Source organism: Streptomyces sp. NPDC088785 (genome assembly GCF_044750685.1).
GTDB lineage: Bacteria > Actinomycetota > Actinomycetes > Streptomycetales > Streptomycetaceae > Streptomyces.
The window spans coordinates 803,707-830,321 of the sequence record NZ_JBIVKH010000001.1 but is presented as its reverse complement, the minus strand read 5'-3'; the positions used below and the strand labels follow the sequence as shown (position 1 = coordinate 830,321).

Here is a 26,615-nt window from a genome sequence, read left to right as displayed (position 1 = left end):
CCGTGATCGATATCAGCGAATCCGTGATGCAGCTCCTTCTCGCACTGATCGTCGTCGGCCCGCTCATCGGCGCCGTCCTCGCCCTCCTGCCGGCCCCGCCCGGACTGAAGGGGACCTCCCCCGACCAGGCCGTGCTCCGCCACGGCGTGACCGTGACCGGCGCGATCCTTCTCGCCGCCGTCGTCCTCGCGCTGGGCTTCGACCACGACCAGCCGTCCAGGATGCAGGCCACGACGGACATCAGCTGGATCCCGGCGCTGCACGTGCGGATCCACCTCGGCATCGACGGCATCTCCCTCCCCCTCCTGGTGCTCACGGCGCTGCTCACGTTCCTGTGCGCGCTGTACTCCTACTTCAAAAGGCCCGCGGGCCCTTCCCCCAAGGCGTTCGTCGCCCTGGTCCTGCTGCTCGAATCGGGCACGCTGGCCACCTTCGCCGTCCTGGACCTCCTGCTCTTCTTCCTCGCCTTCGAGATGGTGCTCATCCCGATGTACTTCCTCATCGCCCGCTGGGGCGGTGCCGAACGGGCCGCGGCGGCCTGGAAGTTCATCCTGTTCACCCTGCTCGGCTCGGTCGTGATGCTGCTCGGCATTCTCCTTATCGGTGTTAAGTCGGGCACCTTCGACATGATGGCACTCGCCACTGACAACGGCCGGGGCCTGAGCACGTCCGTGCAGGTCATCGCCGCTCTGGCCATCGGGATCGGGCTCGCCGTCAAGACCCCGATGTGGCCGCTGCACAGCTGGCTGCCGGACGCCCACACCGCCGCCCCGACCGTCGGCTCGGTCCTCCTCGCCGGCGTGCTGCTGAAAATGGGGACGTACGGATTCGTCCGCATCCTGCTCCCGATCGCGCCCGACGGCTTCCGCACCTTCGCGCCGTACCTCGCCGCCCTCGCCGTGACCGGGATCATCTACGGGTCGCTGGCCTGCCTGAACCTCGCCAAGCAGGGCGCCAAGGGCGACCTCAAGCGCCTCATCGCCTACTCCTCCGTCGGCCACATGGGCTTCGTGCTCCTCGGCATCGCCACGATGAGCCCGACCGGCGTGAACGGCGCCCTGTTCGCCAACATCGCCCACGGCCTCATCACCGGCCTGCTCTTCTTCCTCGTCGGCGCCCTCAAGGACCGGACCGGCACCAGCGACCTCGACACCCTCGCCGAACAGAGCGGCATGGCCCTGTACGGCAAGGCCCCGCGCCTGGGCGGCCTGCTTGCCTTCGCCGCCGTCGCCTCGCTCGGCCTGCCCGGGCTCGCCGGGTTCTGGGGCGAGATGCTCGCCCTGTTCGGGGCGTTCCGGCCCGCCGACGACCTCAGCCGGCCCGCGTTCCTGGTGTTCCTGGCCATCGCCGGCCTCGGCACCCTGCTCACCGCCGCCTACCTGCTCATCCTGGTCCGGCGCGTCTGCATGGGCCCGCGCCCGCGGCAGGCCCCGGCGCTCGCGGACGTACAGGGGTACGAGTTCGCCGCCTGGACCCCGCTCGTCGCCCTCACCGTCCTCGCGGGCCTGTGGCCCGCCGCCCTGCTCGGCCTCACCGACCCGGCCGTGCAGAAGCTCCTCGCAGGAGGCCTGAAGTGATCGCCGTCGCCGCGCCCTCCGTGGTGTCCCTCGTCCAGTCCGTCGACTGGGCCGCGATCGCGCCGCCCACCATCGCCGCGGTCGTCGCCCTCGTCGTCCTGGTCGCCGACCTGTTCGTCGGGGAGGCGCGCAAGGCGGTCCTCGGCTGGATCTCCGTCGCGGGCCTGGCCGCCGCCGCGCTCGCGCTGATCCCGCTGATCGGCGACGAACGCTCCACCTTCTGCCTCAAGGGCACCCCGTATCAGGCGTGCAGCTACACGGCGGACCGGTTCACCCTCGTCGTCCAGTTCCTGGTCCTCGCGGGCGCCCTGCTGACCGCGCTGCTGTCGATCAGCGCGCTCAAGGACGCGAAGAACGCGCACCGGCCGTTCCCCGAGGGGGAGTACTGGTTCCTGCTGCTGTCCTCCGCCGCGGGCGCCGCCCTGCTGCCCGCCTCCCGCGACCTGGCCACGCTCGTCGTCGCCCTGGAGGTCGCCTCGCTGCCCGCCTTCGCACTGGTCGGGCTCAAGCAGGGCGACCGGCGCTCCTCGGACGCCGCCCTCAAGTTCTTCCTGTCCTCCGTCACCGCGACCGCCGTCACCCTGCTCGGCGTGAGCTTCGTGTACGCGGCCACCGGCAGCCTGCACCTGAACCGCGTCGCCGAGCAGCTCACCCACGTGGACGGCCGGCTCGACACCCTCGCCCAGGCGGGCGTCGCCCTCACCCTCATCGGATTCGCCTTCAAGACGGCCGCCGTCCCGTTCCACTTCTGGGTGCCCGACACTTATGCGGGCGCGCCGCTGCCGATCGCCGCCTACCTGTCGGTCGTCGGCAAGGCGGTCGGCTTCACCGGCCTCATCCTCGTCACCGTCGTCGCGTTCCCGTCCTACGCCGACGTGTGGGGCCCGGCGCTCGCCGCCCTGGCCGCACTGACCATGACCGTCGGCAACGTCGCCGCCCTGCGCCAACAGGCCACGCGTGCGTACAGCGCCGTACGGCTGCTCGCCTGGTCGTCCGTCGGCCAGGCCGGCTACCTCCTGGTGCCGATCGCCTCGGCCGCCTACGCCGACGACCCGGAGAAGTCGATCGGCTCCACGCTCGCGTACGCCCTCATGTACGCGGCCGTGAACCTCGGCGCCTTCGCCGTGGCGGCGCTGGTCGCCCGCACCAAGCCGCTCAACCGTCTCGGCGACTACCGCGGCCTGTACGCCTCGCGGCCGCTCGCCGCCCTCGTCCTGGGCTTCTTCCTGCTGTGCCTCGCCGGGCTGCCGCCGGGCGTCATCGGCCTCTTCGCCAAGGTCACCGTCTTCTCGGCGGCCGTCGACGCGGGCCTGGGCTGGCTCGCCGTCGTCATGGCGGTGAACGTCGTGATCGCCCTCTTCTACTACCTCCAGTGGACCGCGGACCTCTTCCGCGCCCCCGAGGGCGAGCCGGCGGTCTACCGGTTCTCGGCGCCGCTCACCGCCGCGATCGCCCTCACGGCCGTCATCGGGGTGGCGCTCTCCGGGGCTCCACAACTCATCCTCCACTTTGTGAACAGTGGGCTGTTCCTGTGATGAGGTGACAAGCGGGCCTGCCTCTTTGGTACGTTTTGGGGTCGCCTGGTTCAGGCATGCCCCAGACAACCCCGATACCCAGGAGCAGTACCGTGCTGAGCGGCTTCAAGACATTCATCCTCCGCGGCAACATCATCACCACGGCGGTCGGCCTCGCCATCGGAACGGCGTTCACCGCCCTGGTGACCGCCTTCAGCACGGCCTTCATCACCCCGCTCCTCGGGTGGGCCACCGGCTCCATCGGTGACTACTCCGACGCGGTCTTCGAGGTCGACGGGGTGAAGTTCCTCTACGGGAAGTTCATCGACGCCACGATCGCCTTCTTCATCACCGCCGCGGTGCTCTACTTCCTGATCGTCCTGCCGATGATGAAGTTCCAGGCCCGCATGGACCGCAACAAGCCGGTCGACATCAAGGCCTCCATGCGCGACTGCCCGCGCTGCTTCGCGCAGATCCCCGGCATCGCCACCCGCTGCCCCCAGTGCACCAGCGAGATCGAGCCCGACCAGAAGGCCCTGGAGATCGCCGGGATGCTCCCCGGGCAGCAGGTCAAGGAGAAGGTCTGACCCGTACGGCCTACACGCGGACCCCGCCCTCCGGCCGCGCACAAGGGAACTAGAGCCTCTCGTCTGGCGTTGACCAGTACGGGAGGGTCCACTGGACAGGAACACGCGCGACCCGCGCGCCAGTGGCCAGCAAGAGACAGAGCAGTGGGTTCCCCTGCCGCACCACCAGGAGGGCGTACCGTGCACCGCCGGCACAATGGGCTGAAGACCGCCGTACTCCTCGGAGGGCTCTCCGCCCTCATTCTCGTCATCGGCAGCTTCTTCGGCCGCACGGGCCTGATCATCGGCCTCGTCATCGCCATCGGGACGAACGCGTACGCGTACTGGAACAGCGACAAGCTGGCCCTGCGCGCGATGCGGGCCCGCCCGGTCAGCGAGTTCGAGGCCCCGGCGCTGTACCGGATGGTCCGCGAGCTGTCCACGCAGGCCAGGCAGCCCATGCCCCGGCTGTACATCTCGCCCACCGAGGCGCCGAACGCGTTCGCGACCGGACGCAATCCGCGCAATGCCGCCGTCTGCTGCACCGAGGGCATCCTGCGCCTGCTGGACGAGCGCGAGCTGCGCGGCGTCATCGGGCACGAGCTGAGCCACGTCTACAACCGCGACATCCTGATCTCGTCGGTGGCCGGCGCCCTCGCCTCGGTGATCATGTTCCTGGTGAACTTCGCGTGGCTCATCCCGATCGGCCGCTCGAACGACGACGACGGCCCCGGCATCTTCGGGATGCTCCTGGTCATGATCCTGGGACCGCTCGCCGCGTCCCTCATCCAGCTCGCCATCAGCCGCTCGCGCGAGTACGAGGCCGACGCCTCCGGCGCGCAGCTGACCGGCGACCCGCTGGCCCTCGCCAGCGCCCTGCGCAAGCTCGACGCCGGGACCAAGCAGCTGCCGCTGCCGCCCGAGCCGCGGATCGAGACGGCGAGCCACATGATGATCGCCAACCCGTTCCGTCCGGGTCAGGGAATGTCGAAAATGTTCTCCACGCACCCGCCGATGGCCGAGCGCATCGAGCGGCTGGAGCAAATGGCAGGAGGCCCCCGCCGGTGAAGACCGTCCTGAACGTCATCTGGCTCGTCCTGAGCGGCTTCTGGCTGTTCCTCGGATACCTGCTCGCAGGCGTGCTGCTCTGCATCACCATCATCGGCATCCCCTTCGGGATCGCCGCCTTCCGGATCGGCGTCTACGCGCTGTGGCCCTTCGGGTACACCGCCGTCGAGCGCCGCGACGGGGGCGCACCCTCCTGCGTCGGCAACGTGCTGTGGCTGATCCTGGCCGGCTGGTGGCTGGCGCTCGCCCACGTCTTCACGGGCATCGCCCTGTGCGTGACGATCATCGGCATCCCGTTCGGCATCGCCAACTTCAAGATGATCCCGCTCTCGCTGCTCCCGCTCGGCCGCGAGATCGTCCGTACGGACCAGCCGTTCGCCACCCGCTAGAGCGCGGGCCGGGACCGGCCGGACCCCCCGGGGGGCGCGGATCCCGCGCAACCGGACCCGGCCTGTCCGGCGTCTTCCAGGGCAGTGATGGATCAAGGGACCGCGGCGTCGCCGCGGAGCCGGTCCACCGCAACACCCCCTGGAAGAGAGGCCGTCACGGCATGGGCATCATCAGCTGGATCATCCTGGGCCTGCTCGCCGGCGCCATCGCCAAGATCCTGCTGCCGGGGCGCGACCCGGGCGGCCTGATCGGCACCACACTCATCGGCATAGCCGGCGCCTTCATCGGCGGCTGGATATCGGCCGAGTGGCTCGACCGGCCCGTCAGCAAGGACTTCTACGACGGCGCGACCTGGGTCGCCGCGATCGGCGGCGCGCTCGTCCTGCTGATCCTCTACCGCATCTTCTTCGGCAACTCCCGCGAACGCCGCTGACCTCGGCGCACACCGCCGCCGCATCCCCCCGCACCGCCGCCGCGTCCGCCGCGCGCCCCTGTGCGCCGGGGCGCACTCCCGGCCCGGCGGCGGGCCCTCGCACCACCCCTCCCGAGCATTCGTGAGGTCTCTCCCCGGAACCGTGGGGCTCGGGCCACCCGTTGTGGAAACATTGGCGCAACGGGGGAGGGGGAAGCGTGGGGCCCGAGCCAGGGGAGCCCCGCGTGACGCGTATGGATTTCTTCACGGACGGAGTGCTCGACCCACAGGCGTGCGGGGACCGGCGGACCGCCGCGGTCCTGACCGCCGCCGCCCAGCGGGCCGGCCGGCAGCTGCGCCCCAGCGACGTGGTGCACGCGGCCCTGACCGGCCGCGACGCCGCCCTGCTGGCCGCCCTGGACGTCGCGCTCGTCGACGGAGCGGCACCGGGCCACCTCCTGGAGGCCATCGACGTCTACAACCCCCCGGGCACGGCCTACGAGTTCGACGGCTCCCCGGAGCGGGTGGCACCCGAACTGCGCGCCGCCTTCGACGCGTTCACGCGCGCCGCGTCCGCGGAGGGGCCCGGCGTCGAAGGAGCCGCGGTCCTCGACCTGCTCCTCTCCTGCGTGCTCGCCCACCCCGAGGAGCAGGACCGGGCCTTCCTCGGCGGCGTCCTCGACCTGGCCCGCGCCGCCGAGGCGTTACGCCGCCGGGTGCGGGTCCACGCCGAGGCGCCGCACGACGTGTTCGACGAGGGATCCGGCCGACTGCGCTCCGAAGGGTTCACCGCCGACGCCTGGACCGTCCTCGAACAGGCGGCGGAGCGCGCCGCCGCCCTCGGCTACGACCGGCTCCTGCCCCCGCACTGCCTGCTCGCCCTGCTCGCCGAGACCGAGGGCCTCGCGGAGCGCTTACTGCGGCTCCAGCTCCCGCCCCAGATCGGCCTGGTGAAGGCCGTCGAGCTGATCTCCGCCGCGTTCCGCCTCTCCGACCTGGCCCGCCCCGACCCGCCCCGCCTGCACCGCGACGACTGCACCGACGCCCTGGTCGCCCTGCTCGCCGCGGCCCGCCGCGCCGCCGCCCTCTGGGACGCCGAGCGGATCGACACCCCGCACCTGCTGGCCGCCCTCCTCGACGACCCGCCCCAGCGCCTCGCCGTCGTCCTCTCCGCCGAGCCGCTCCGCCTCGACCTCGACCGCCTGCGCGCCCACCTCGCGGAGAACCTGCGGGCGCGCCGCACCGCCACCCCGCGCGAGCCGGCCTACAAACTGCCCGCCTTCCTGCCCCCCGCCGAGGACCTCACCTGGCAGGCGCCCGACGAGAAGCCCGCCCGCCACCTCGACCGCTACTTCGACCCGCTCTGCCGCGCCCTGCACCGCTCGGACAGCAACCACGTGCTGATCACCGGCCTGCCCGGCGTCGGCACCACCACCCTGCTGCGGGAGCTGGCCCGGCGCGCGGCGGCCGGCGAGATCCCCTTCCTGCGCCGCAAGAGGTTCCTGCGCGTCGACTGCCGGGATGTCGCGGAGGAGGAGAGCGCCGCCCAACTGGCCGGACTCATCAGCCAGGTCGAGGGCCGCACCGACCTGGTGGTCTGCGTGGACGGACTCGGCCCGCTGCTGCGCGGCCCGCGCGGCACCACCCACGTCCTGGAGCTGCGCCGCGCCCTCGCCGAGCGCCGCCTGCACCTGGTCGGCGTGCTCTCCCCGACCGACCACGAGGACCTGCTCGCCGCCGACCACGAACTGCGCGACCTGACCAGCCGCGTCGACATGAGCGAGCCCGACCGCGACAGCGCCCGCGACATGGTGCGGCAGACGGCCGACTCGCTCGCCGAGGAGTTCGGCGTCCAGGTGGAGGACCGCGCCGTCGACCGGGCCGTCGTCCTGGCCGGCGAGTTCATCGCCCACCGCAAGCTGCCCCAGTCGGCCGCGCGCGTGCTGCGCCGCGCCTGCGAGGACCTGCACTACGCGCGCGACCAGCTCGACGACCCGCGCGCCACGGTGACGTACGACGAAGTGATCGACGTGGTGGCCGAGGTGTCGGGCGTCCCGCGCGGCCAGCTCGCCGGCGCCGCCTCCGGCGACGACACCCGCGTCGACTACGAGACGGCGCTCGGCGCCCGCGTCGTCGGCCAGGAGACGGCCGTGCGCGTCGTCTCCGACCAGCTGCGGCGGATCAAGGCGGGCCTCGCGGACGCCGGTTCGGGCCCCGCCGCCGTCCTGCTGTTCGCCGGGCTCACCGGCGTCGGCAAGACCGAGCTGGCCAAGGCCCTGGCCGGCCTGTACTCGGCGTCCAAGCGGCTCCAGACGTACTCGATGGGCAACTTCACGGAGCCGCACAGCGTCGCGGGCCTCATCGGCTCCCCGGTCGGCTACCACGGCCACGACCGTGGCGGCCGCCTGATCAACGAGCTGAACGCCGACCCGTACTGCGTCTTCCTCCTCGACGAGGTCGAGAAGGCCCACCCCGAGGTGCTGCGCCCGTTCCTCAACCTCTTCGACGAGGGCTGGATCACCGACCAGCGCGGGGTGAAGGCCCACGCCGACCGCGCGATCTTCGTCCTGACGACGAACGCGGGACACGAACTGATCTCCCACGACGCCCCGCACCGCGGCGACCGCGAGATCGCCACGGCCGTCGCCGAGCGCCTGGCCACCCTCCGCCACCGGCAGGGCGAGACCGTCTTCACCCCGGAGTTCCTGGCCCGCATCGACCGTGTCGTCGTCTTCCGCCCGCTCACCCAGGAGGCGATGTACGCCATCGGACGGCTCATCGTCGAGCGGCGCCGCGCGCACTGGCGCGAGCGGCTGGAGAAGGACCTCGCGGTCTCGGACGAACTGCTGCGGTACGCGGCCGGGCTGGGCCATGAGCAGGACCTCGCCGCCCACGGCAGGGAGGGCGGCCGCATCATGAACACCCTGCTGACCGACCTGGTGGACACCCCGGTGCTCGCCACGCGCGAGGAGCGGCCCGCGGAGTTCCGCGAGGCCGCGCGCATCGAGGTGACCTGCGCGCCCGCCCCCGCGTGGGAGGACCCCTTCGCGGAGCCCGTGGTCCGGCGCACGCGGGTCACGCTCGTACCGCCGCCGCCGGGCACGCCGGGACAGGAGGCGCCGACCGCCGGCCCGACGGACGCCCGGGCGGAGCCGCCCCCGCCGCGGGACGGGTCCGACGGGCCCGACCCGGCGGGTCCGCCCGCGCGGGCCACGGCCGGGGAGGCGTCGCATGAGCGTGCCTGACACCGACCTGCGGGAGTTCCTCGGCCGGGTGATCGACGGCCGGTATCTGCTGCGCGAGTGGATCGGCGGCGGCGGATTCGGCGCGGTGTTCCGCAGCGACCAGTACGTACTGGGCCGTGCCGTGCGCCCCGTCGCCTGCAAGGTGTCCCGGCGCCCCGGCCTGACCGAGCGCACCGCGGGCGAACTCTTCGCCGACGTCCTCGTCCTCGCCGACGTCATGGGCACCATGACCGACCTGGAGGCCCGCCGCCACCTCGTCCACGTCTACGACGCGGGCCTCGCCCACGACCTGGGCGGCCGCGCCTACCTCGTCATGGAGTACGTCCAAGGAGGCACCCTCGCCGCCGAGTTCGCCCGCATGGAGCGGGTGCCGCCGCGCCTGATGGTCAAGTGGGCGCGACAGATCGCCGTCGCCCTGCGCGGGCTGCACTGCCTGCTGCCACCCCTGCTGCACCGCGACCTCAAGCCGGACAACGTCCTGCTCGGGCAGGACCGCGCCGTCCGCCTCATCGACTTCGGACTCGCCGCCCGGATGCGCGCCACCGGCCAGGCCGACGGCGTCGCCGGTACCACCCGGTACATGGCGCCGGAGACCGCGGGCGGCGCCGGGCTGCCCGCGTCCGACCTGTACTCGCTCGGCCTGCTGCTCTACGAGGGACTGACCGGACGCCCGCCGTACGCCCATCTGGCCGCCCCCCTCGACCTGCCGGACCGGGCGCTGGCGCAGTGGCTGGTGGAGGCCAAGCGCGCGGCGCCGCCCGTGCGCCCCTCGTCCGTGGAGGCGGCGGTCCCGCCCGAGCTGGACGAGATCGTCATGCGCTGCCTGGAACTGCGGCCCGAGGACCGCTTCCGCACCGCCGACGAGGTCATCGCCGCCCTGGACGCCCTGCCCGGCCCGGGACGCGGCGGCCGGGCCGCAGGCGCCCCCACCGCCCCGGCGCGCGGACCGGCCGAGCTGACGGCGGCCCGGCACGCGGTGCGCGAGGGCCGGCCCGCCGAGGCCGTCGACCTGCTGCGGCGGGTGATCGGCCGGGGCGGCACCCCGCGCGCGCTGCTGCCCGCGCTCCTGGTCGAACTGGCACGCGCGCACGACGCGTTGGGCGAGCACGCCGCGGCGGCCACCCAGTGGGCACAGGCCCACGAGTCCGTACGCGCGGGGGCACGGCCCCCGGACGGCCTGAGCCGCGAGCTGCTCGCACGCCGTGCGGAAGCGGCGTTCCGCGCGGCGGGCAACAAGTTCCAGGCCGGGCACTTCGCACGGCTCGCGCGGGACGGGGGCTGAGCCATGGAGCCGGAGTGGTCGTTCCGCAAGTCCCTGTCCTTCCCGGGGCGGGTGGAGAACGCGTGGGCCACCGCCCTGAAGGAGACCGACCAGGACGGCGCGCTCGCCCGGCTGCGCGAGGTCCTCAAGAGCTTCGAGGAGCGGCCGGAGCAGACGGCGACGCTGTGGCCGTCGTTCCAGGACTCCTTCCTGGACGACCGGTTCGGCCCGCTGCTCGCCCCCGACGACCTGGGGCGCCTCGCCGCTCTCGGCGAGCTGATGGCCCGGCAGGGCCACATCGCGCTGCACCGGTCGTGGATCCCGCTGGCCCGCGCGGTCCTGCGCCGCGGCACCCCCGACGACCGCACCTGGGGCACCGCCCTGCTCACACGCCTCTACCGGGCCCCGCAGGGGGACGAGGAGGCGCGCGACGGCGCGGCCCGGGCCCTCGTCGAGGCGGGCGCGGACAGCGACGCGGCGCTCGACGTCTACGCCGACCTGCTCGGCCGGCACACACCGTCGGGCACCGTCCTGGACCACGTACAGCGGTTGCTCGCCACGGACTTCGACGCGCCCGTCGCGCGCGTGGAGCGGGCCGCCGCGCTGGCCGCGCGCCTGTCCACGGCGCGGCCCGGCGCCCTCCTCACCGACCGGGCGCTCGGCTTCGCGGCGCTCCTGCTGCACGGCCGCCCGGCCGACGCCGTCCGGCACTTCGAGGCCGCCTGCCGTGCGGCCCCCGCCGACCCGGTGGCGGTGCACGGTCTCGTCGCCGCCCATCTCCAGGCGGGCCGGCACCTTCAGGCGCGAGAGGCGCTCGCGGGCCGCGAGACCGGGCTGACCGCCCGGGTCTGGCAGATCGTCGACCTGTGCCGCACGCTGGCCTGGCTGGACGACGACACCCTGGTGACGGACGCCGCGCAGCAGCCGCTCGACGCGGCGCGGCTCGCCGAGATCGAGGAGGGCCCGGACACGGCGCCCTGGGTGCGGTACGCGCTGGGCCGGCGCCAGTTGCTCGAAGGGCGCGCACGACCGGCGGGGGAGGCGCTGGCGGCGGTCGCCGCGGCCCAGCCGCACCGGGCCGACCTCGCCTACCACGCGGCGTGGGCCCGGCTCCTCGACGGCCGCCGCCGGGAGGCCGCCGACACCCTCACCGCCCTCGCCGCCACCGACACGGGCATCTCCTGGCCGCTGTTCTGCCTGCTGCTCGACGCCGACCCCGACCGTGCCGTCCCGGCCGACACGCGCGAGCGGCTCGCCGCCGGGGCGGGAGCCCTGGCGCCCGTCGTGCACGCCCGGCTGCGGATGGCGCAGGGACGGCGGCCCGCCGCGGACCTGCCCGGCTGGGACCGGCTCGACCTCACCGGATGCACCCTGCCGCACCGCATCGAAGCGCTGCGCACGATGCTCGCCGCCGAGCTGGGGCGCGGGCGCCCGCACGAAGCGGACCGGCTCCTGCGGCTGCCCCTCTTCCACCGGCTGCCCCGGGCCGAACAGCGGCTGTGGGAAGGCGTCGCGGCACAGCCCGCCGACCCGCACCGCGCCGTGCGGCTGCTCGTCGAGGCACACGCCCTCGGCCGCGACCGGGCCGCCCAGATCCGCGCCGCGGCCGAACTGGGCGCGGGCAACCCGGCGGCGGTGCACTCCCTGCTGGAGGGCGCCGTCGGCCGGGCCGCCGAACTGCTGCGGGCCCGCGCGGAGATCCTCCTGGGCGACACCCTCGCGGCGGAGCAGCGGCTGCTGGGCGACGCCGTACGGCACATGCCGCGCGCCCGCTACGAGCTGGGGCTCATCGGGCTGCACCGGGCGGCCGCACGGTGGGCGACCGGCGCGGCCGACGCGGCCCGGCAGGAGGCCGAGCGGGCCGCCGCCCGGCTCACCGACGCCGCGCTCACCGGCCAGGACGCGGTGCCGCCCGTGCCGCCGCAGGCCCATGAGCTGGGCCGGGCCGCACGGCTGCTCGCCGGGCGGGCGCTGGATCCCGGCCGGGGGCGTTCCCCGTGGCGGGCGGTGCGGCACCGGCCGCCGTTCGCGCGCCTGCTGGGGCTCGCCCAGCTGCTGGCCGAGCCGGAGCGCGTCGAACCGGTGCTCGTCGAGGCGCTGGCCGAGTGGACGCCCCGGGACGAGGCGCCGGGTCTGGCGGCCGCGCTGGCCCGCGCCTGCGCGCTCGCTCCGGGCCCAGGCCCGGGCCCGGATCCGGTCCCCGATGCCGATGCCGATGCCCAAGTCGATGCCGAAGTCGACGTCGATGCCGAACCGGGCGTGCTGCTGGCCGAGTTGCGCCGCCGCCACGGGCTGCCCGCGGAGCCGGCCTGGGGCGACCCGCTGGCGGTGCTGACGGCGGCGGCGGACGCGCTGGGCGCCGAGGGGCGCGAGGCGGCGGTACGGGTGCTGCGGGCCCAGCGCGCTGCCGGGCGGACCGCGGGCGCCGCCGCGCCGGGTGCGGCCCGGGCCCCGGACGCGGTTCCCGACGGCCCCGACACGCGGCCCGCGGGGGTCGTGCAGGACGGTCCGGCGCGGCAGGCCGCCGAGTTCCTGGCGCACGTCCTGGAGGGCGGATCCGATCGCGGGCTGCCCTCCGCCGACGGGCTGCCCGGGCTCGCGGCGCCGCTGCTGACCGCGCGGGCCGCCGCGCTCGCCGACGCCGACCTGGCGGGCGCCGCGACCGTCCTCACGCAGGGCCTCGCCGACCACGACCCGCGCGACTTCGCGGGGCTCCTCGACCTCGGCGCCGTGGTGCCCGCCCTGTGCGCCCGGGTCGCCCGCGCCAAGCGCCGCGACGCCCGCGCCGACGCCCTCACCGGCATCGTCCGCGCCCAGGCCGCCGCCCTGCTCGCGGGCGACGACAGCGCGGGAGCAGTCGGGCACTCGGCCGCCGCTACTCTGTCGTCGGCCAGTCCGGGGGGCTCGCCGGCGACCGGGGGCGGTGTCTCATCGGTGACCGGGGCGGCGGGATCATCGGTGACCGGTGCGGCCGGATCGCCGGTGACCGGGGCGGGCGGATCGCCGGTGGCCGGAGTCTCCGGCTCACCGGCGACCGGGTTCACCACCCCACCGGGGACCAGTCGCGCCACCCCGCCGGGGGCCGGGCCCGCCACCTCACCCGCGACGAGGGGCACCGATGTACCTGGGACCGGGCCCGCCGGTTCAGGGGCGGCCGGGTCCGCTGCATCGCTCGGGACGGGGTCTGCCGGTCCAGTGGGGGCCGGGCCCGCCACCTCACTCGGGACTGGGCCCGCCGGTCCAGCGGCGGCCGGGTCCGCCACTTCATCCCCGCCCGGGTCTGCCGGTCCAGCGGGGGCCGGGTCCGCCACTTCACCCGGGCCCGGGGTCGCCACCTCACCCGCGCCCGGGTCCGCCACTTCACCCCCGCCCGGGACCCCCGGTCCAGCGGCGATCAAGTCCGCCACCTCACCCGGCCCCCGGACCGCCACCCCACCCGCGATAACACCCGCCACCCCACCCACGACCACCCCCACGACCACCCCCACCCTGCACACCCTCGCCCACTGCGCGGTGGCCCTCGGTGATCACGTCACCGCCGACGACCTCTGGCAGCGCATCCTCGCGGGAGCCGCTCCGCAGGGCCCCGAACGCGAGCAGTACGGCGCCTATCTGTGCCACCGCGCGGTGACCGTGCACGAGGCGGGGGACCCGGTGGCCGCCGTCGACCTGCTGCACCAGGCGGCACGGCACCTCCCCGCCGACCACCCGGTCCACCAGCGCGTGACGGACCTGGTGCGCGACGGCCGGATGGACGCCCTGCTCGCCGCGCTGTTCCCGGACGCCGTCCCGGACTTCGAGCGGCGCGGCCGGTATCGCGCCATCGAGGACGCGGCGGAGCCCTACCCGGCGCTCTGGCGCGCCCTGGAGCGCGACGACCCGACCGCCATACTGCGCGAACTGGCCGCCCTGCTCGACATCGGCGACCCCGACGACCTCGCCCTGCCGCACACCCTCGCCGTGCTCCACCGGGAAGAGGCGCTGGCCGCCCTGGCCCGCACCGGCGTCCCCGGCCCCGAACTGACCGCCGCCACCGCCCTGTGGGCGCTCCTCCTCGCCCACCCGGCGTTCTGGACGCACGCGCGCGTGAGCGACGAAACAGCCGCCACCGACCTGCGCCGCGACCTCACCGACGAACTCCTCGGCCTGCACCGGCTGCACGGCGCCCGCGCCCTGGACGCCGGCCGCCCGACCGACCTCGCCGCCCACCTGCGCGTCCTGAGAGCCGTACGCAAAGGCCCGCAGGCCACCCGGGCGCTCCTGGCCGGCGGGCCGCTCGCACGGGCGGTGCCCGACGGAGTGGACCCGGACCTGTTCGACGCGGCGGCCACACGCGCGGGCCGCCTGCTCGACGACTGGGCCGCCGACCTGGTGCGCACGGCGACCGAGCGGGTCGACGACCCGGCCGCCGTCGAGGGACTGCCCGTCGGCGTCGACCGCGACTACGAAGCGGGCATCACGCTCCTCGACACCGCGATCCAGCACGGCTTCGCACCGGTGCCCGTGCTCTGCGCCGCCCTGGACTGGCACAACCAGTGGCAGTTCGGCCTGTACCGGCTCAGCGACTGGGAGGCCGTCCGCGCGGTCCTGGCCAGGGCGATCCCGTACGCGGAGCAGCTCGCCGCACTGGCCACCCCGCGCCGCCCGCACCTCAAGGAGAACCAGGTGCTCGGCTTCCACTTCCTGGAGCGCGGCCTGCTCAACGGACGCAACGCGGAGGCGGTCCGCTTCCTGGAGCAGGCCGAGGAGTGGGACCCGGCCAACCAGGAGGTGGGCCGGTTCCTCGCGTCGCGCCGCGCGGACCTCGTGTTCGTCCCCGTACGGGAGCACAACGACGCGGCCCGCTACGAGGAGGCGCTGGCCCTGCTCGGCAGCATCCCCGACACCGAGGACAACCACGGCACCCATGTCCAACTGCGGGTCAACGCCCTCTACGGCATGGGGAAGCGCGAACTCCGGGAGCGCCACTTCGACAGCGCCGAGCGCTGCCTGCGCGAGGTCCTCGTCCTCGCCCCCGAGGTGACCGACGATCCCAAGCTCGTACCGGACACGAACCAGGCGCTGTCCGCGCTGCTCAACAACCGCGCGGTCGTCTTCATCAACGCCGCCAACGCGGCGGCGGACGGCGACCCCGACGCACTGCTCGGCCTGGTCGCCGCGAAGCCGCTGCTGCGCGAGGCCCTGGACCTCCACCCCGCCAACACGACCGCCGGGGAGAACCTGACCCGCGCGGAGGAGATGATCAGGAGATTCCTGAGATGAGCACGGCAGACCGCAGACCCAACCCCTTCCACGTCCTCGCCCTGCCCTCCGACGCCGACGAACAGAGCATCGTCGAGCGGGCCGAGGACGGTATCCGCACGGCCGCCGGCGAACGCGAACGCGCCCTGTACGACTGGGCGATGCGCGAGCTGATCGGGCATCCGCGCACCCGGCAGCGGCACGCGCTGACCGAGCCGCCGGGCACGGGATACCGGGATCGCTCCTGGGACGCGTTCGCGCGGCGCCACCGGGCGAACCCGGCCGACCTGCGCGGCCACCGCCTCACGCCCGACGCCTTCGACCTGCCCTCGGCGGTGCGCAGGGTCGTACGGGAACTGCACCGGCCCGTGCCCGACGCGGCCCGGGCCGCCCTGGAGCGCCCGGCGGCCGACGCCCCGGGCAGTGAACTGGAGGCCCGCGATGTCCTCTTCGGCTGACCGCACCGCCCTGGACTGCGCCCTGGACTGGGGGGAGTTCACCGAGCGCGCGATGCCCTCGGGCGGCGACGAGGCGGTGTCCCCGCAGGCCGAACTCGCGGGGGTGCTGCAACGCCGCCACGAGGACCTGAGCGCGGTGCGCGGGGAGGCGGCGCGGGCCGCGTCCGGCGCCCGCGACACCGTCTTCGAACTGGCCACCCTGGTGGGCCGGCTCGACCAGCTCATCGCCGCCGGAGAGCAGGCCCTGGCCGACAGCGGTCAGGCCCGGCTGCACCGCAGGCTGCGCATCCTCAAGGAACAGATGTTGCAGACCCTGCGCGACGACGGCGTCGAGGTCCGCGACCCGCTGGGCCTGCCCGCCGACGAGGTCGCCGACTGGACCGATCCGGTGGGCTGGCGCTACGGACCCCAGTTCACCGTCGAATCGGTGGCCCAGACCGACGACCCGGCCGTCTTCCACCACGGCGCCGTGGTCCGCCTGGCCCGCGTCTTCATGGGCTCCCCTGAGCCCTCCACCGAAACCCCCGCCGCCGACCCGGCACCGACCCCGACCGAAACCCCCGCCGCCGACCCGGCCCCCGCCCCAGCCCCGAAAACGGCTCCCGCCCCAGCCCCGAACCCGGCACCCGCCCCAGCACTGAACACGGCCCCCGCCCCCGCCCCGGACACCGCCCCCGCCCCCGCCCCGCCCGATCCCCGCGCACCCGCCACCCTGGCCAAGCCCTCCGAAACGGATGACGACGCATGACGCAGCAGATCGTGAGCAAAGCCGTCGGGATCGACCTCGGCACGACCAACAGCGCCGTCGCGGTGATGGACCCCGCCGACGGCGACATCGTCATCCACCGCGACCCCGTCACGAAGTCGTCCACGACGCCCAGCTGCGTGTGGCGCTCCCCGGCGGGCGGCGAACCGGTCGTGGGACGCAAGGCGTTCGCCCGCAAGGGCAGCACCCCCGAGCCGGTCACCTCGGTGAAGCGCCTGATGGGGACGCGGACGACGGTGGACCTCGGCGGCGAGCGGCGCACCCCTCAGCAGGTGTCGGCGGCGATCCTGGCCGAGATGAAGCGGCAGATCGAGGACGACGTCGCGGCGTTCGACACCGAGGGCGTGCGCTGGATCGTGGACCGGGCCGTCGTCACCGTCCCGGCCTACTTCGACCAGCCCCAGATCGACGCCACGCGCGAGGCGGCCGAACAGGCGGGCCTGGAGGTCCTCGGCCTGCTCCACGAGCCGACGGCGGCCGCCAGCCACTACTGCTGGCGCACCGCGACGCAGAACGGCACGTTCCTCGTCTACGACCTGGGCGGCGGCACCTTCGACGTCAGCGTCCTGCGCTGCACCGCCGGCACCTTCGAGGTCCTGGGCATCAGCGGCAACAACCGCCTCGGCGGCGACGACATCGACGCCGCCATGGCCCGCCATCTGCAGAAGATGCTCCAGGCCGACGGCTACGCGCTCGACCTCGCCCCCGAGAAGGACCCCGAGGACGCGCTGCGCTTCAGCCAGCTGAAGATCCTCGCCGAGGGCGCCAAGAAGGCCCTGTCCGAGCGCACCGACTACATCCTGCGCGACACCGGCCGCCTCACCGACCAGCAGGGCGAGCCCGTCGTCATCGAGACGCTCCTGGAGCGGGCCGAACTCGACGCGGTGGCCCGCCCGTTCATCGAGCGCACCTTCACCTACTGCGACGAGGCGATCGCCCGCGCGGCGGACCGCGCCGGCATCACCCTCGCCGACGTCGACCACATCATCCTCGCGGGCGGCTCCACCCACATGCCGCTGGTGCGCCAGATGGTCACCGACGAACTGTGCGGCACCCCCGCGCCCGACTCCCCGCGCCGCACCCGGGCGGCCTGCGCCGGGCCGGTGTACGAGCAGGTGGACACCGTCGTCGCCCTCGGCGCCGCCGTCCGCGCGGCAGCCGTCGGCGGGCTGTCCGTCTACGACGCCGGGCGCACCGTCCGCGTCTCCTTCCACGGCACCGCCACCACCGGCCGCGCCACCACCTCCGTCGGCGGCACCGTGAAGGCCCTGACGGACGGCCTCGACCTCACCGACGGCCAGGTCCGGCTCACCACTGCCGGGTTCGAGGACCAGACCGACCTGTCCGCCGAGGGCGCCTTCGCCTTCCGCGACGTCCCCGTCCAGCCCGACGCCGAATCGAGCCTCACCTTCGAGGTCTACGACGCCTACGGCGACCTGCGGGCCACCGCCGGCCGCCAGCTCGCCCACACCTCCGGCGAACAGCGCCCCACCGGCGGCACCGGCGGCGCCGCGATCACCGCCAAGGCCGTCCTCATGGAGGTCGACTACGGCGACGGCCGCACCGGCCGCGAAGAACTCGTACCGGCGATGCAACAGCTCCCGTACGAGCGGCCGTTCGAGTTCGCCCACCCGGGCAAGGAACGCGTCGAACTGCGGCTCTTCCAGCAGAGCGTGCCCATCCAGGTGATCACCGTCCTCGTCCCCTCGTCGACCCCGCGCGGCACGGCGATCCACCTCAACGTCGCCATGTACGAGAACGCCGCGATCGCCGTCCGCGGCTCCATCGGCGAGATCTCCTTCGACGTCCCCATCGAGCTGCCCGTCGAGCGCGAGATGCCCGGCGAGGCGGAGATCGCGGCGCTCCGGCAGCGGTTCGAGGAGAACCTCGGCTACCTCGCCGCCGGCCCGCAGAACACGGCGAAGGCGCAGTGGGCCATGGCCGAGCGCGCCTTCGAGGAGGCCCGGCGCGACGGCGACGTGCCCGGCGCCGTGCACGAGTTCCGCGAACTGGAGCAGATCGCCGACGCGGTCTCCCGCTCCGGCGGCGAACTCCAGCCGCCCAAGCGGGACTTCGACGAACTCGTCGCCGACTGCCAGGGTCTGCACGCCCACCTCGTGGAGCACGGCGTGCCGGAGGGCAAGACGTTCGACGCCCCCGAGATCGCCTCCGGCATCGAGCAGCAGCGGCTGCGCGGCGAGCAGGCGCACGCGGCCGGCGACCAGCGCGCGTACGGCGAGGTCATCCAGCGGCTCCAGCGCGTCTTCGGCTATCTGCAAGGTCTGCTGCGCAGCGAGCGGACGGCCGCCGAGATCCCGCCCGCTGTGCGGGCGAGCGCCCAGTTGCAGGCCGACCTCAAGGCCACCGAGGAGCTGATCCGGGTGGCCGAGGGGACCGGCCGCACCGTCGAGTCGCGCGAGCTGTCCGACATCCACCACAAGCTGCGCCTGCAAGAGGCCAGGATCCCGGCCGACCCCGAGGGCGTGCTGCGCGACATCAGCAGGATGAACGCCCGGCTGCGCCAGCTCGCCCGCATGCTGATCGACGTCGACGGCGGCAGCGACCACGGCGTGCCGATCCTCCTCCAGGGCGGCGGCCCGGGCCAGGGGAGGCACCAGTGACGGCGCCCGCGAGCCCGGCGCTCGCCCCGGCGGTCGCGGTCGTCTGCCCGATCCCGCGCTGCCGCGCGCACAACGACGCGGCGGCCGAGAGCTGCGGCCGCTGCGGCACGCCCCTGCGCGCGTACGTGCGGCTGGGCACCCACACCGCACGCCTGTTCAACGACGGTCTCGCGGCCGCCCGGGTCGGCGACTTCGCGGCGGCCCGCGACCGGTTCGCCGCGATCGTGCACTGGTGCCCGCACGACGCGGAGGCCCGCAGCGCCCTCGGCCTGGCCTGCTACGAGCTGGGGGACACGGCCGAGGCCCGCCGCCAGTGGGAGCAGGCCGCGGCCCGCCGCCCGCAGGACCGGACGGCGCGCGCGGGCCTCGCACTCCTCGCCACCACCGAGCCCGCCGCCGCCACCCCTGCCGAAGCCGAACCCGAGGCCGAAACCGAAGCAGAGGCCGGTTCCGGGTCCGGGTCCGGGGCCGGTCCTACTGGGACTGCTGCCGCTCCTGCGGATCCGCCGCGTCCCGCAGTGCCTGAATGAGGAGTTCCGGCTCCACGCCCAGCTTGTGCAGCAGCTTGTGCGCCGTGGAGTCGTCGTCGGCGAGGAGTTCGAGGAGCAGCGCCTCCTCGCCGACGGGCGCGCCGGTCTCCGCCGCCTGCGCCGTCAGCCGCTCCAGCTTGTCGCGGGTGCGCCCGTAGAACTCACTGGGCCGCGGCCGCCCGAGCCCGGCCATCCGCCGGTACGCCTCCAGGCCCTCGTCGCCCTGGTCGGCGAGGGCCCCGCGCAGCACCTCGCTGCCGGCCACCGCGAACGCCTGCAACAGCAGACTCGTACTGATCCGCTTCTCGCCGGTCGCCGCGAGCAGCCGCGCGCTGCGCACCGCCGCGGCGGCGCCCGGCCCTAGCGCGGACAGGTCGAGCCGCCGCTCCTCCTCGTCGGTCCGCCCGGCGGCGGGCGGCGTCGGGGAGAGCAGCCGCTCCGGCCGCACCCCGCACACGTGCAGCAGCTCGGCGCAGTTGCCGCCGCCGGTGTCCAGGAACGCCACCGCGATGTCGTCGACGCCGACGGTGTCCCGCCCGTCGGCGACGGCCGCCGCGTCGGCGCCCTCGACGACCCGGGCGATGGTGTCGGAGAAGGCGATCCGCTCCCTACCGCCCCCCTCCTTGCCGCCCCGCTCTTGACTGTCCGGCTCCTGCCCGCCGCGCCGCGTGCCGCTCCGCTGCGTGCTGTCCTGCTGCGTGCCGTTCCGGGCGGACGAGTCCTCGCCGGTGACCCCGTTCCCGACCCCGACCCCGCTCCCCGCCCCGTTCCCGTTCCCGGCTCCGCTCGCGTCGCTCGCGGGCGCGTGGCTCTGCACCTGCTCCAGCAGTGCCGTCAGCTTGTGCAGCCGCCGTGCCCCGATCCGCACGACGGCCCGCTCCCACACCTCGTCCGTGTCGAGCAGCGCCGTGAGCAGGTCGACCGACGTGATCATCCCCCGCATGGCCCCGAACCGGCGTGCCTTGCGCAGCAGTTCGAGGGCCTGCGGCGTGTAGCGCAGCCGGTCGTGCGCGGCGCCGGAGGGCTGTGGGGGCGCCGGCGGATCGTCGGCCGCGGTGATCTTCACGCTCGGGTCCCCGTACAGCACGAACGACGCCCAGGTCCCGTCCCCGGCCTCGGCCAGCTCGGCCCGCGCACCGCGCACCGCGGCCCCGGCCGCCGCCTGCTCGCCGAGCTGCTGGTAGAAGGCCTCCGCGAACCTCAGCGCGCTCCCGTCGCCCACCGGGGTCCGCGTCCCGACCACGGTCTTGGCGCCCATCAGCATGAACGACATGCAGGCGTTCATCGTCTTCGCGGCCTGGGCGAGCGCGAACGAACCCGCGTCGAGGGTGGACGACGCCGTCGTGCACCCGTTCACGAACACGATGGGCGGGGCGCCGCGCCTGGCCAGCGGCTGGAGCGCGTCGAGCCCGATGAACTTCCGGTCGTGCACCAGCAGTCCGGCGGCGTCCGGCTCGCCCGACACATGCCCCGAGTAGTGGAACAGGTCGTACGGGCGGGCCTTGTCCGCCAGCTCGCCGACGACCCGCGTCATGCTCGCCTGGGCGCCGCTCAGCACGGTGCACTCCACGCCCCGCCCGGTCAGCCAGGCGCTGATCCGCGCGATCTCCTCGCGGGCGGCGGACAGGTCCCCGAGGGTGTCCCCGACCACGAGCGCCCGCCGGATCCGGTCGCTGCCGCGCCCGTCGACCACGAAGCTGTCGACCTTGGCCCGCCGCCCGATGTCGTGCGAGAGCCCGAGGAACTCGTTCTCGTCGTGCAGGAGTTCCCACGGTACGAGCGACTCGTTGCTCTGCACCAGCAGCGGCCCGGTGGCCTCCCGCAGCCGCCGTACGAGGTCGAGCCGCCCGGTCTGCGGGAACAGGGCGTCGTACAACTGTCCGCCCAGCCGGGCCAGCTCCTGCCGCAGCGCGTCCGCGCCGTCGGGATCGGCGCACTTCACGGCCGCCTCGATCTCCTTGCAGAGCCCCTTGACCAGGTCCTGGCTGACCGAGACGGTGTGCTCCTGCTCCAGCGGCCCGACCAGCGACCCGTCCCCCGAGCGGAGTTCGTACGAGTACTGGGTGCGGCCGGGCCGCACCTCGGTGACCCGCACCTGGAGGGTCGTCATCATCGGGCGGGGCCGCGGGACGGGTCGCCGGTCGGGTCGCCGGACGGGCTGCCGGACGGGCCGGCGCCGTCGGCGCCGCCGACCGCGCGGTGCCGGTCGTAGAACCGGGCGATCGCCTCGTCGGTGGCCCGCTCCGAAGGGTGCACCAGTTCGAGGACGTCCCCGTCGAGCGTCACCCGCACCCGCGGCACCGCCTCCTCGTCGGCCGAGGCCACGACCCGCAGCGCGGTCGCCGCGCGCCGCCGCTCCATCCACTGGCGCACGGTCTCCACCACGGCGACGACGTTCCCGACCCCGCCCACGATCAGCGTGGCCACCTCCACCAGTTCGGCGACGCGCTGGTCGGACTCCGGCGCGGTCAGCAGGGTCCGCTCGACCCGGGCGGCCCCCGCGGCCGCCAGCGCCTCCTGGAGATCCGCCAGTTCGGCCGGCGTGGGATCGGGGGCGTACAGCTCCAGTTCGAGCGTCGCCCCGCCCGGTCCGGTGGACCCGGTCGCTCCTGTGCTCATGCCTACCTACCTCCAAGCCCTGCCCGGCGGGCAGCGGAAAACAGCGGTGCCACCAGCGTGACACCACGCCCCTCAGCAGACCATCGCATCGCCCCGATCGCCCCTGTTTCCAGGCAAGTCGACGCGGACGGGAGGGGCGCGGACACAGGGAGGGGCGGCACCCGTGGTGGGTGCCGCCCCTCCCCGCGTCCGCCACCGGCGGCTGCTACCGGTAGTTCACGAACTGCAACGCGAAGTCGAAGTCCTTGCCCTTGAGGAGCGCCTGCACGGATTGCAGGTCGTCACGGCTCTTGGAGCTGACCCGCAGCTCCTCGCCCTGCACCTGCGCCTTGACGCCCTTCGGGCCCTCATCGCGGATGATCTTCGCGACCTTCTTGGCGTTCTCCTGCGAGATGCCCTCCTCGATGGAGGCGAAGATCTTGTACTCCTTGCCGGAGAGCTGCGGCTCGCCGGCGTCCAGCGCCTTCAGCGAGATGCCGCGCTTGATCAGCTTGGTCTGGAAGACGTCGAGGATGGCGTTGACGCGCTCCTCGGAGTTGGCCTCCATCAGGATCTTCTCGCCGGACCAGGAGATGGAGGCGCCGACGTTCTTGAAGTCGTAGCGCTGCGAGATCTCCTTGGCGGCCTGGTTGAGGGCGTTGTCGACCTCCTGCCGCTCGACCTTCGAGACGATGTCGAAACTGGAGTCGGCCATGTCCTGTGGCTCCTTGTATCGGGGGTGTGGCGACAGCGGACCCGGCACCGGCCGGGCCCTGGACGGGTGCGCACCGCTGAGCCGCACCCGGTGCAAAGCCTAGCCACCGCCCCGCACCCGCCCGCCGATCAATCGGGTGGCGAAGCACCCCCTTCCATCGGGTATTGTTTACGTCGTTGCCAGCGAACACCGCCGAGAGGCGGGACCGGGGCGACAAACCCTAGGCGGTGTGCCCGAGCGGCCAAAGGGAGCAGACTGTAAATCTGCCGGCTCAGCCTTCCCAGGTTCGAATCCTGGCGCCGCCACACTGGGGAAAACCCCCTCCGAACTGCGGAAACGCAGCGCGGAGGGGGTTTTTTATTCGACCACCGCGATTCGAACAGTGGTCGAAAAGCGAGGCTTGTCTCACCCGGTCTCGGGTGTGTCCCAGTTCTGATCAGCCTGTGTCCCCCAGGCGTCCCCCGGGGGACGGGCCGTTTGAGTGCCATTCCCGCAGGCCGACCTCGATCTGGCGGTTTGCCCGGTCCTCCGCCTGAGCCAGAACCTTCGCGTAGACCCTGAGAAGCACCGCGACGGAGTGGCCTGCCCGGCGGGCCACTTCCATCGGATCGACCCCGGAGAAGAGCCAGAAGGAGACGCCGGCGCACCTGAGGTCATACGGGCGGCGAGCGAGGGGCGATGCAGCCTCGGTGGGGGAGAGGGCCTTACTCCGAGCCTCTGCCCAGACCTCGCCATAACCTGTGTCCTGGATCACGCCGCCGCGGCTCGTCCGGAAGAGCCGACCATCCGGCGCCGTGCCGTAGCGCGTGATGTGCCACCGGAGCATGGCCACGAAGTGCGGCGGGATCGGCACCACACGCGAGTCTCGGACCGCTCGCGCCTTCAGGTGGCGATCCTGGTGGGCCCGGTCGTCGTCCGTCCAGCCATGGCCGGCGTGGACGATGCCACCGCGGAGCGTGAGCCGGCCCCAGCCGCGCTTGGGGAGGTGGCACTGTGGCGCGGTCAGGCCCACGGCTTCGGCGGGGCGCATGGAGGCGTAGTAGAGGCATCCGAAGAAGACTTCGAGGTGGGCGCCGCGGTCGCCCTGGGCGCGAACACCTGTGAGTAGTTCCTGAATCTGGCGAGGGTTGGCGACGCTCGCCGGATCGACTTCCTCCGTCGACTTCGGCGCCTTCCACTTCACGGTGGACAGAGGATTCACGGGAACGCTGAAGTACCGCCGCTCTACCGCGAGACCGAGAACATCGCTCAGGCAGGCCCGCTTGCGGTTCGCCGTACGTCCGGCCGCAGAGGAGCCATCGAGCAGCGTAGACAGGGCATCGAGCGCCAGGCGGAGCGTTCCGGGGTCTTCGAGGGCCGAGACGGGAAGAGAACTCTTCTCAATCCAGCGGAGCGCATCCGCGACTTCGGCAGGGGGCTCCTGGTCCCAGCGGCTCTTGTTGTACGCCCATCCGTACAGGGCGGTGCGGAGCGTCCGGGCGGCAGGTTGGCCCGCGGTCGTCTTCACGAGCGCCGGGGTGATGGTGGCGAGCGCGTCCGCGTCGTTGCGGCGGGACTTGGCAGGAAGACGGTCCCACCTGCGATCGATGTACGCGCGGGTGTGCTCGTACCAGGTCACAGAGCCGTTCAGCGCGCGGAGTTCGGAGGCGGGCATACCCGTTTCCACGTCGAACTGCTCGCCTCTGCGGAGGGCGGTCATCAACTCTGAGCGCCGACCATCCGCTTGGGCTTTGACTGTGTAGCTTTTCGAGTGCTTCTGCGGGCCGACAAGCCAGCGGACGCGGTAGGGCTTCGGGCGATCGCGGCGGGTCTCGATGCTGTAGACGCGCACGTCGTACGTGAGGGGCATTGCTCTCCAGACGATGAAAGGGCCCGCCCCGGAGTGGGGGCGGGCCCGGTAGACGGCGGGTCAGGCGACGTTTTCGGTGCAGGTCTCCCACCACGCGTCGAGGTCGGCGCGGCTGACGCGGACTTGACCGTTCGGGAGCTTCCGGAGACGGGGGGCCTTGCCGCGGGCCCGCATGCGATAGAAGGCGGCGCGGCTCATCTCGATCTCTTCGAGGACTTCGGGGAGCTTGAGCATCGGGGGGCGGGCCATTTCACTCCTCGGGAAGGTGCGCGTCGGCGCTGACAGAGTTCGGGTGACATTGCTCTGAGTCGCGACTCATCGGCACTCAGCGGCTCTCAGAGACGGCTTGAGCGTCGATGAGTCGCGACTCAGGCAAATGTGGGGCGAGGTTGTTCAGCGTTCGGCGCGCACGGTGATGCCGTTGTAGGTGATCACCTGTCGGCCGTATGCGTCGCGGGGTCGGGATCGGTTGAGCTGGGGGACGACGGAGAGCAGGTTGCGACCGAACATCTGCTTCGTGCCGGGGCGGACGCCGTTGTCGTCGGCCCAGTCCCGCCAGACCGCCCACAGGGTTTCCACGGGCACGCTGCACGTGGCCCCGGTCGAGCAGCACTCGCGCACGAACGCGGACGTGGGCGAGGCGGTGTCCTGCATGGTCGCGACCGCGTCCCGGCTGGATGTGGGCTGGGTGATGCGGCCGGTGCGTTCAAGGCGGGCCAGTCCTTCCAGGGCCCAGTTGAGGATGCCGGGCATCTCGGTGGCGAGCCGGTCCATGAGGGTGGTGTCTTCCTTGCCGAGCCAGGAGACGGTCATGTTGAGGACGATGAAGCGGCGGGCGATGACGCCGGACGAGTCCCCGAAGTGCGGTAGTTCGTTGGTCAGGATGACCAGCCGGGTGGGGAGCTTGCCGGTCCACACGTCGCGGTACTTGCGGTCGATGTCGATGGTGTCCTCACCGGAGATGGTCAGCAGCCGCTCGACCACGGCGGTGCTGTCGTTGCCGGACAGCCGGGCGTCCGCGATGACCGCCAGCGGCTTGCCCAGCAGCGTGGACAGCCCGAAGTTCGTGCCCAGCCCCGCCAGCGTGGGCCCGGCCAGGTTCTCGCGGCCGACCAGCTCTTTCAGGACTCGTGCGATGGTGCCCTTGCCGGAGCGGGAGGGGCCGACCATGAGCAGGATCTTCTGCTGGTCGGTGCGCCCGGACAGGACGTAGCCGAACCACTCCTGAAGGGCGGCGATGGCCTGTTCGTCGTCGGGCCAGATCTGGTGCAGGAACGCTTCCCAGCTCGGCGCGGTCGCGTCCGGGCGGAAGGGGAAGGGGACGGAGACCAGGTTGAAGAAGCCGGGTCCGTGCGGCAGCAGCGCCCGGTCCCGGATGCGCAGCAGCCCGTTCTCGCAGGCCACGATCGGACTGTCGTCGTGGTCTTCGGCGTCCGCGCCGATCCAGGCCGGCGCGTCGGTCTCGGTGGGCAGGAGCGTGATCGCGCCCATGGCGTCGAGCAGGTTGCCGATCTTCTGCTTCGTGGGGGCCCACGGGCGTTCCTCGGTCTTGCCGTCCTTGCCGGGCGCCCGGAACACCACGTGCTCCAGCCGCTCGTACATGGCGGCCTTCATCTGTGCCTCGTCGACCTCGCGCCAGCAGGAGCCGTTCCAGCGCATCCATGAGGCACGCCAGCGGCGGCATACGAGCTGGCCGTTCTCTCGCTGCCAGTCCGGCAGGAGACGGCGGGCGACGGCGAGCGGGTTGGACGGCGGGGGAAGTTCCTCCGTGTCGATGGTCTCGGTCATGCGGCGGCCCTTCCTT

The 26,615-nt window shown here is 73.4% G+C and carries 19 protein-coding genes and 1 tRNA gene; 14 read left to right on the top strand and 6 right to left on the bottom strand.

What is annotated here, in order from left to right; all coding sequences use genetic code 11:
- Window positions 1-2 precede the first annotated feature (2 nt).
- The 13 genes from ACIP5K_RS03795 to ACIP5K_RS03735 all read left to right on the top strand — a co-directional run bounded on the left by ACIP5K_RS03795 (window position 3) and on the right by ACIP5K_RS03735 (window position 19,649).
- Complete coding sequence (locus tag ACIP5K_RS03795) at window positions 3-1,577, top strand: NuoM family protein (protein WP_401404559.1); 1,575 nt, start codon at window positions 3-5, stop codon at window positions 1,575-1,577.
- Window positions 1,574-3,112, top strand: a complete 1,539-nt coding sequence (locus ACIP5K_RS03790; protein WP_401404557.1) for an NADH-quinone oxidoreductase subunit N — start codon at window positions 1,574-1,576, stop codon at window positions 3,110-3,112. Before ACIP5K_RS03795 ends, ACIP5K_RS03790 begins: the two co-directional genes overlap by 4 nt.
- 92 nt (window positions 3,113-3,204) lie before the next feature.
- Complete coding sequence (locus ACIP5K_RS03785; protein ID WP_401404555.1) at window positions 3,205-3,678, top strand: MscL family protein; 474 nt, start codon at window positions 3,205-3,207, stop codon at window positions 3,676-3,678.
- 180 nt (window positions 3,679-3,858) lie between these two features.
- Complete coding sequence (gene htpX, locus ACIP5K_RS03780) at window positions 3,859-4,725, top strand: zinc metalloprotease HtpX (RefSeq protein ID WP_401404553.1); 867 nt, start codon at window positions 3,859-3,861, stop codon at window positions 4,723-4,725.
- Window positions 4,722-5,114 (top strand): YccF domain-containing protein, encoded by a 393-nt coding sequence (locus ACIP5K_RS03775; RefSeq protein ID WP_401404551.1) that lies wholly within the window; start codon window positions 4,722-4,724, stop codon window positions 5,112-5,114. The genes htpX and ACIP5K_RS03775 overlap by 4 nt, the downstream gene beginning before the upstream one ends.
- Before the next feature lie 161 nt (window positions 5,115-5,275).
- Window positions 5,276-5,548 carry a GlsB/YeaQ/YmgE family stress response membrane protein gene (locus tag ACIP5K_RS03770; RefSeq protein ID WP_401404549.1) on the top strand — a complete coding sequence of 91 codons (273 nt, stop codon included), beginning with the start codon at window positions 5,276-5,278 and terminating at the stop codon, window positions 5,546-5,548.
- 233 nt (window positions 5,549-5,781) lie between these two features.
- Window positions 5,782-8,772: an AAA family ATPase gene (locus tag ACIP5K_RS03765; RefSeq protein ID WP_401405264.1), complete on the top strand. Its 2,991-nt coding sequence runs from the start codon at window positions 5,782-5,784 to the stop codon at window positions 8,770-8,772.
- On the top strand, window positions 8,759-10,054 hold the full coding sequence (locus ACIP5K_RS03760; RefSeq protein ID WP_401404547.1) for a serine/threonine-protein kinase: 1,296 nt from the start codon (window positions 8,759-8,761) through the stop codon (window positions 10,052-10,054). Before ACIP5K_RS03765 ends, ACIP5K_RS03760 begins: the two co-directional genes overlap by 14 nt.
- Before the next feature lie 3 nt (window positions 10,055-10,057).
- The gene (locus tag ACIP5K_RS03755; RefSeq protein WP_401404545.1) at window positions 10,058-15,295 is read left to right on the top strand and encodes a hypothetical protein; all 5,238 of its coding nucleotides are present in this window, start codon (window positions 10,058-10,060) and stop codon (window positions 15,293-15,295) included.
- The gene (locus ACIP5K_RS03750) at window positions 15,292-15,732 is read left to right on the top strand and encodes a hypothetical protein (RefSeq protein ID WP_401404544.1); all 441 of its coding nucleotides are present in this window, start codon (window positions 15,292-15,294) and stop codon (window positions 15,730-15,732) included. The genes ACIP5K_RS03755 and ACIP5K_RS03750 overlap by 4 nt, the downstream gene beginning before the upstream one ends.
- Window positions 15,716-16,480: a hypothetical protein gene (locus tag ACIP5K_RS03745; protein ID WP_401404542.1), complete on the top strand. Its 765-nt coding sequence runs from the start codon at window positions 15,716-15,718 to the stop codon at window positions 16,478-16,480. Before ACIP5K_RS03750 ends, ACIP5K_RS03745 begins: the two co-directional genes overlap by 17 nt.
- Window positions 16,477-19,119 (top strand): Hsp70 family protein, encoded by a 2,643-nt coding sequence (locus ACIP5K_RS03740; protein ID WP_401404541.1) that lies wholly within the window; start codon window positions 16,477-16,479, stop codon window positions 19,117-19,119. Before ACIP5K_RS03745 ends, ACIP5K_RS03740 begins: the two co-directional genes overlap by 4 nt.
- Window positions 19,116-19,649, top strand: coding sequence for a tetratricopeptide repeat protein (locus ACIP5K_RS03735; protein WP_401404539.1), 534 nt, complete (start codon window positions 19,116-19,118; stop codon window positions 19,647-19,649). The genes ACIP5K_RS03740 and ACIP5K_RS03735 overlap by 4 nt, the downstream gene beginning before the upstream one ends.
- Here the strand turns inward: ACIP5K_RS03735 and ACIP5K_RS03730 are convergent.
- The 3 genes from ACIP5K_RS03730 to ACIP5K_RS03720 form a co-directional block, all read right to left on the bottom strand.
- The gene (locus ACIP5K_RS03730) at window positions 19,594-21,762 is read right to left on the bottom strand and encodes a CHAT domain-containing protein (protein WP_401404537.1); all 2,169 of its coding nucleotides are present in this window, start codon (window positions 21,760-21,762) and stop codon (window positions 19,594-19,596) included. The genes ACIP5K_RS03735 and ACIP5K_RS03730 overlap by 56 nt on opposite strands.
- The gene (locus tag ACIP5K_RS03725; RefSeq protein WP_401404535.1) at window positions 21,759-22,268 is read right to left on the bottom strand and encodes a hypothetical protein; all 510 of its coding nucleotides are present in this window, start codon (window positions 22,266-22,268) and stop codon (window positions 21,759-21,761) included. The genes ACIP5K_RS03730 and ACIP5K_RS03725 overlap by 4 nt, the downstream gene beginning before the upstream one ends.
- 205 nt (window positions 22,269-22,473) lie before the next feature.
- Window positions 22,474-22,962 (bottom strand): YajQ family cyclic di-GMP-binding protein, encoded by a 489-nt coding sequence (locus ACIP5K_RS03720; protein ID WP_401404533.1) that lies wholly within the window; start codon window positions 22,960-22,962, stop codon window positions 22,474-22,476.
- Window positions 22,963-23,185: 223 nt separating this feature from the next.
- On the opposite strand from ACIP5K_RS03720, the gene ACIP5K_RS03715 reads away from it, so the two are divergent.
- Window positions 23,186-23,267, top strand: a tRNA-Tyr gene (locus ACIP5K_RS03715).
- Window positions 23,268-23,398: 131 nt separating this feature from the next.
- Here ACIP5K_RS03715 and xerC read toward each other — a convergent pair.
- From xerC to ACIP5K_RS03700, 3 genes are all read right to left on the bottom strand, one after another.
- Complete coding sequence (xerC, locus tag ACIP5K_RS03710; protein WP_401404531.1) at window positions 23,399-24,811, bottom strand: tyrosine recombinase XerC; 1,413 nt, start codon at window positions 24,809-24,811, stop codon at window positions 23,399-23,401.
- A 60-nt stretch (window positions 24,812-24,871) separates the two neighbouring features.
- The gene (locus ACIP5K_RS03705; RefSeq protein WP_401404530.1) at window positions 24,872-25,060 is read right to left on the bottom strand and encodes a helix-turn-helix transcriptional regulator; all 189 of its coding nucleotides are present in this window, start codon (window positions 25,058-25,060) and stop codon (window positions 24,872-24,874) included.
- A gap of 144 nt (window positions 25,061-25,204) precedes the next feature.
- On the bottom strand, window positions 25,205-26,599 hold the full coding sequence (locus ACIP5K_RS03700) for a phage/plasmid primase, P4 family (protein WP_401404528.1): 1,395 nt from the start codon (window positions 26,597-26,599) through the stop codon (window positions 25,205-25,207).
- Window positions 26,600-26,615: the final 16 nt, after the last annotated feature.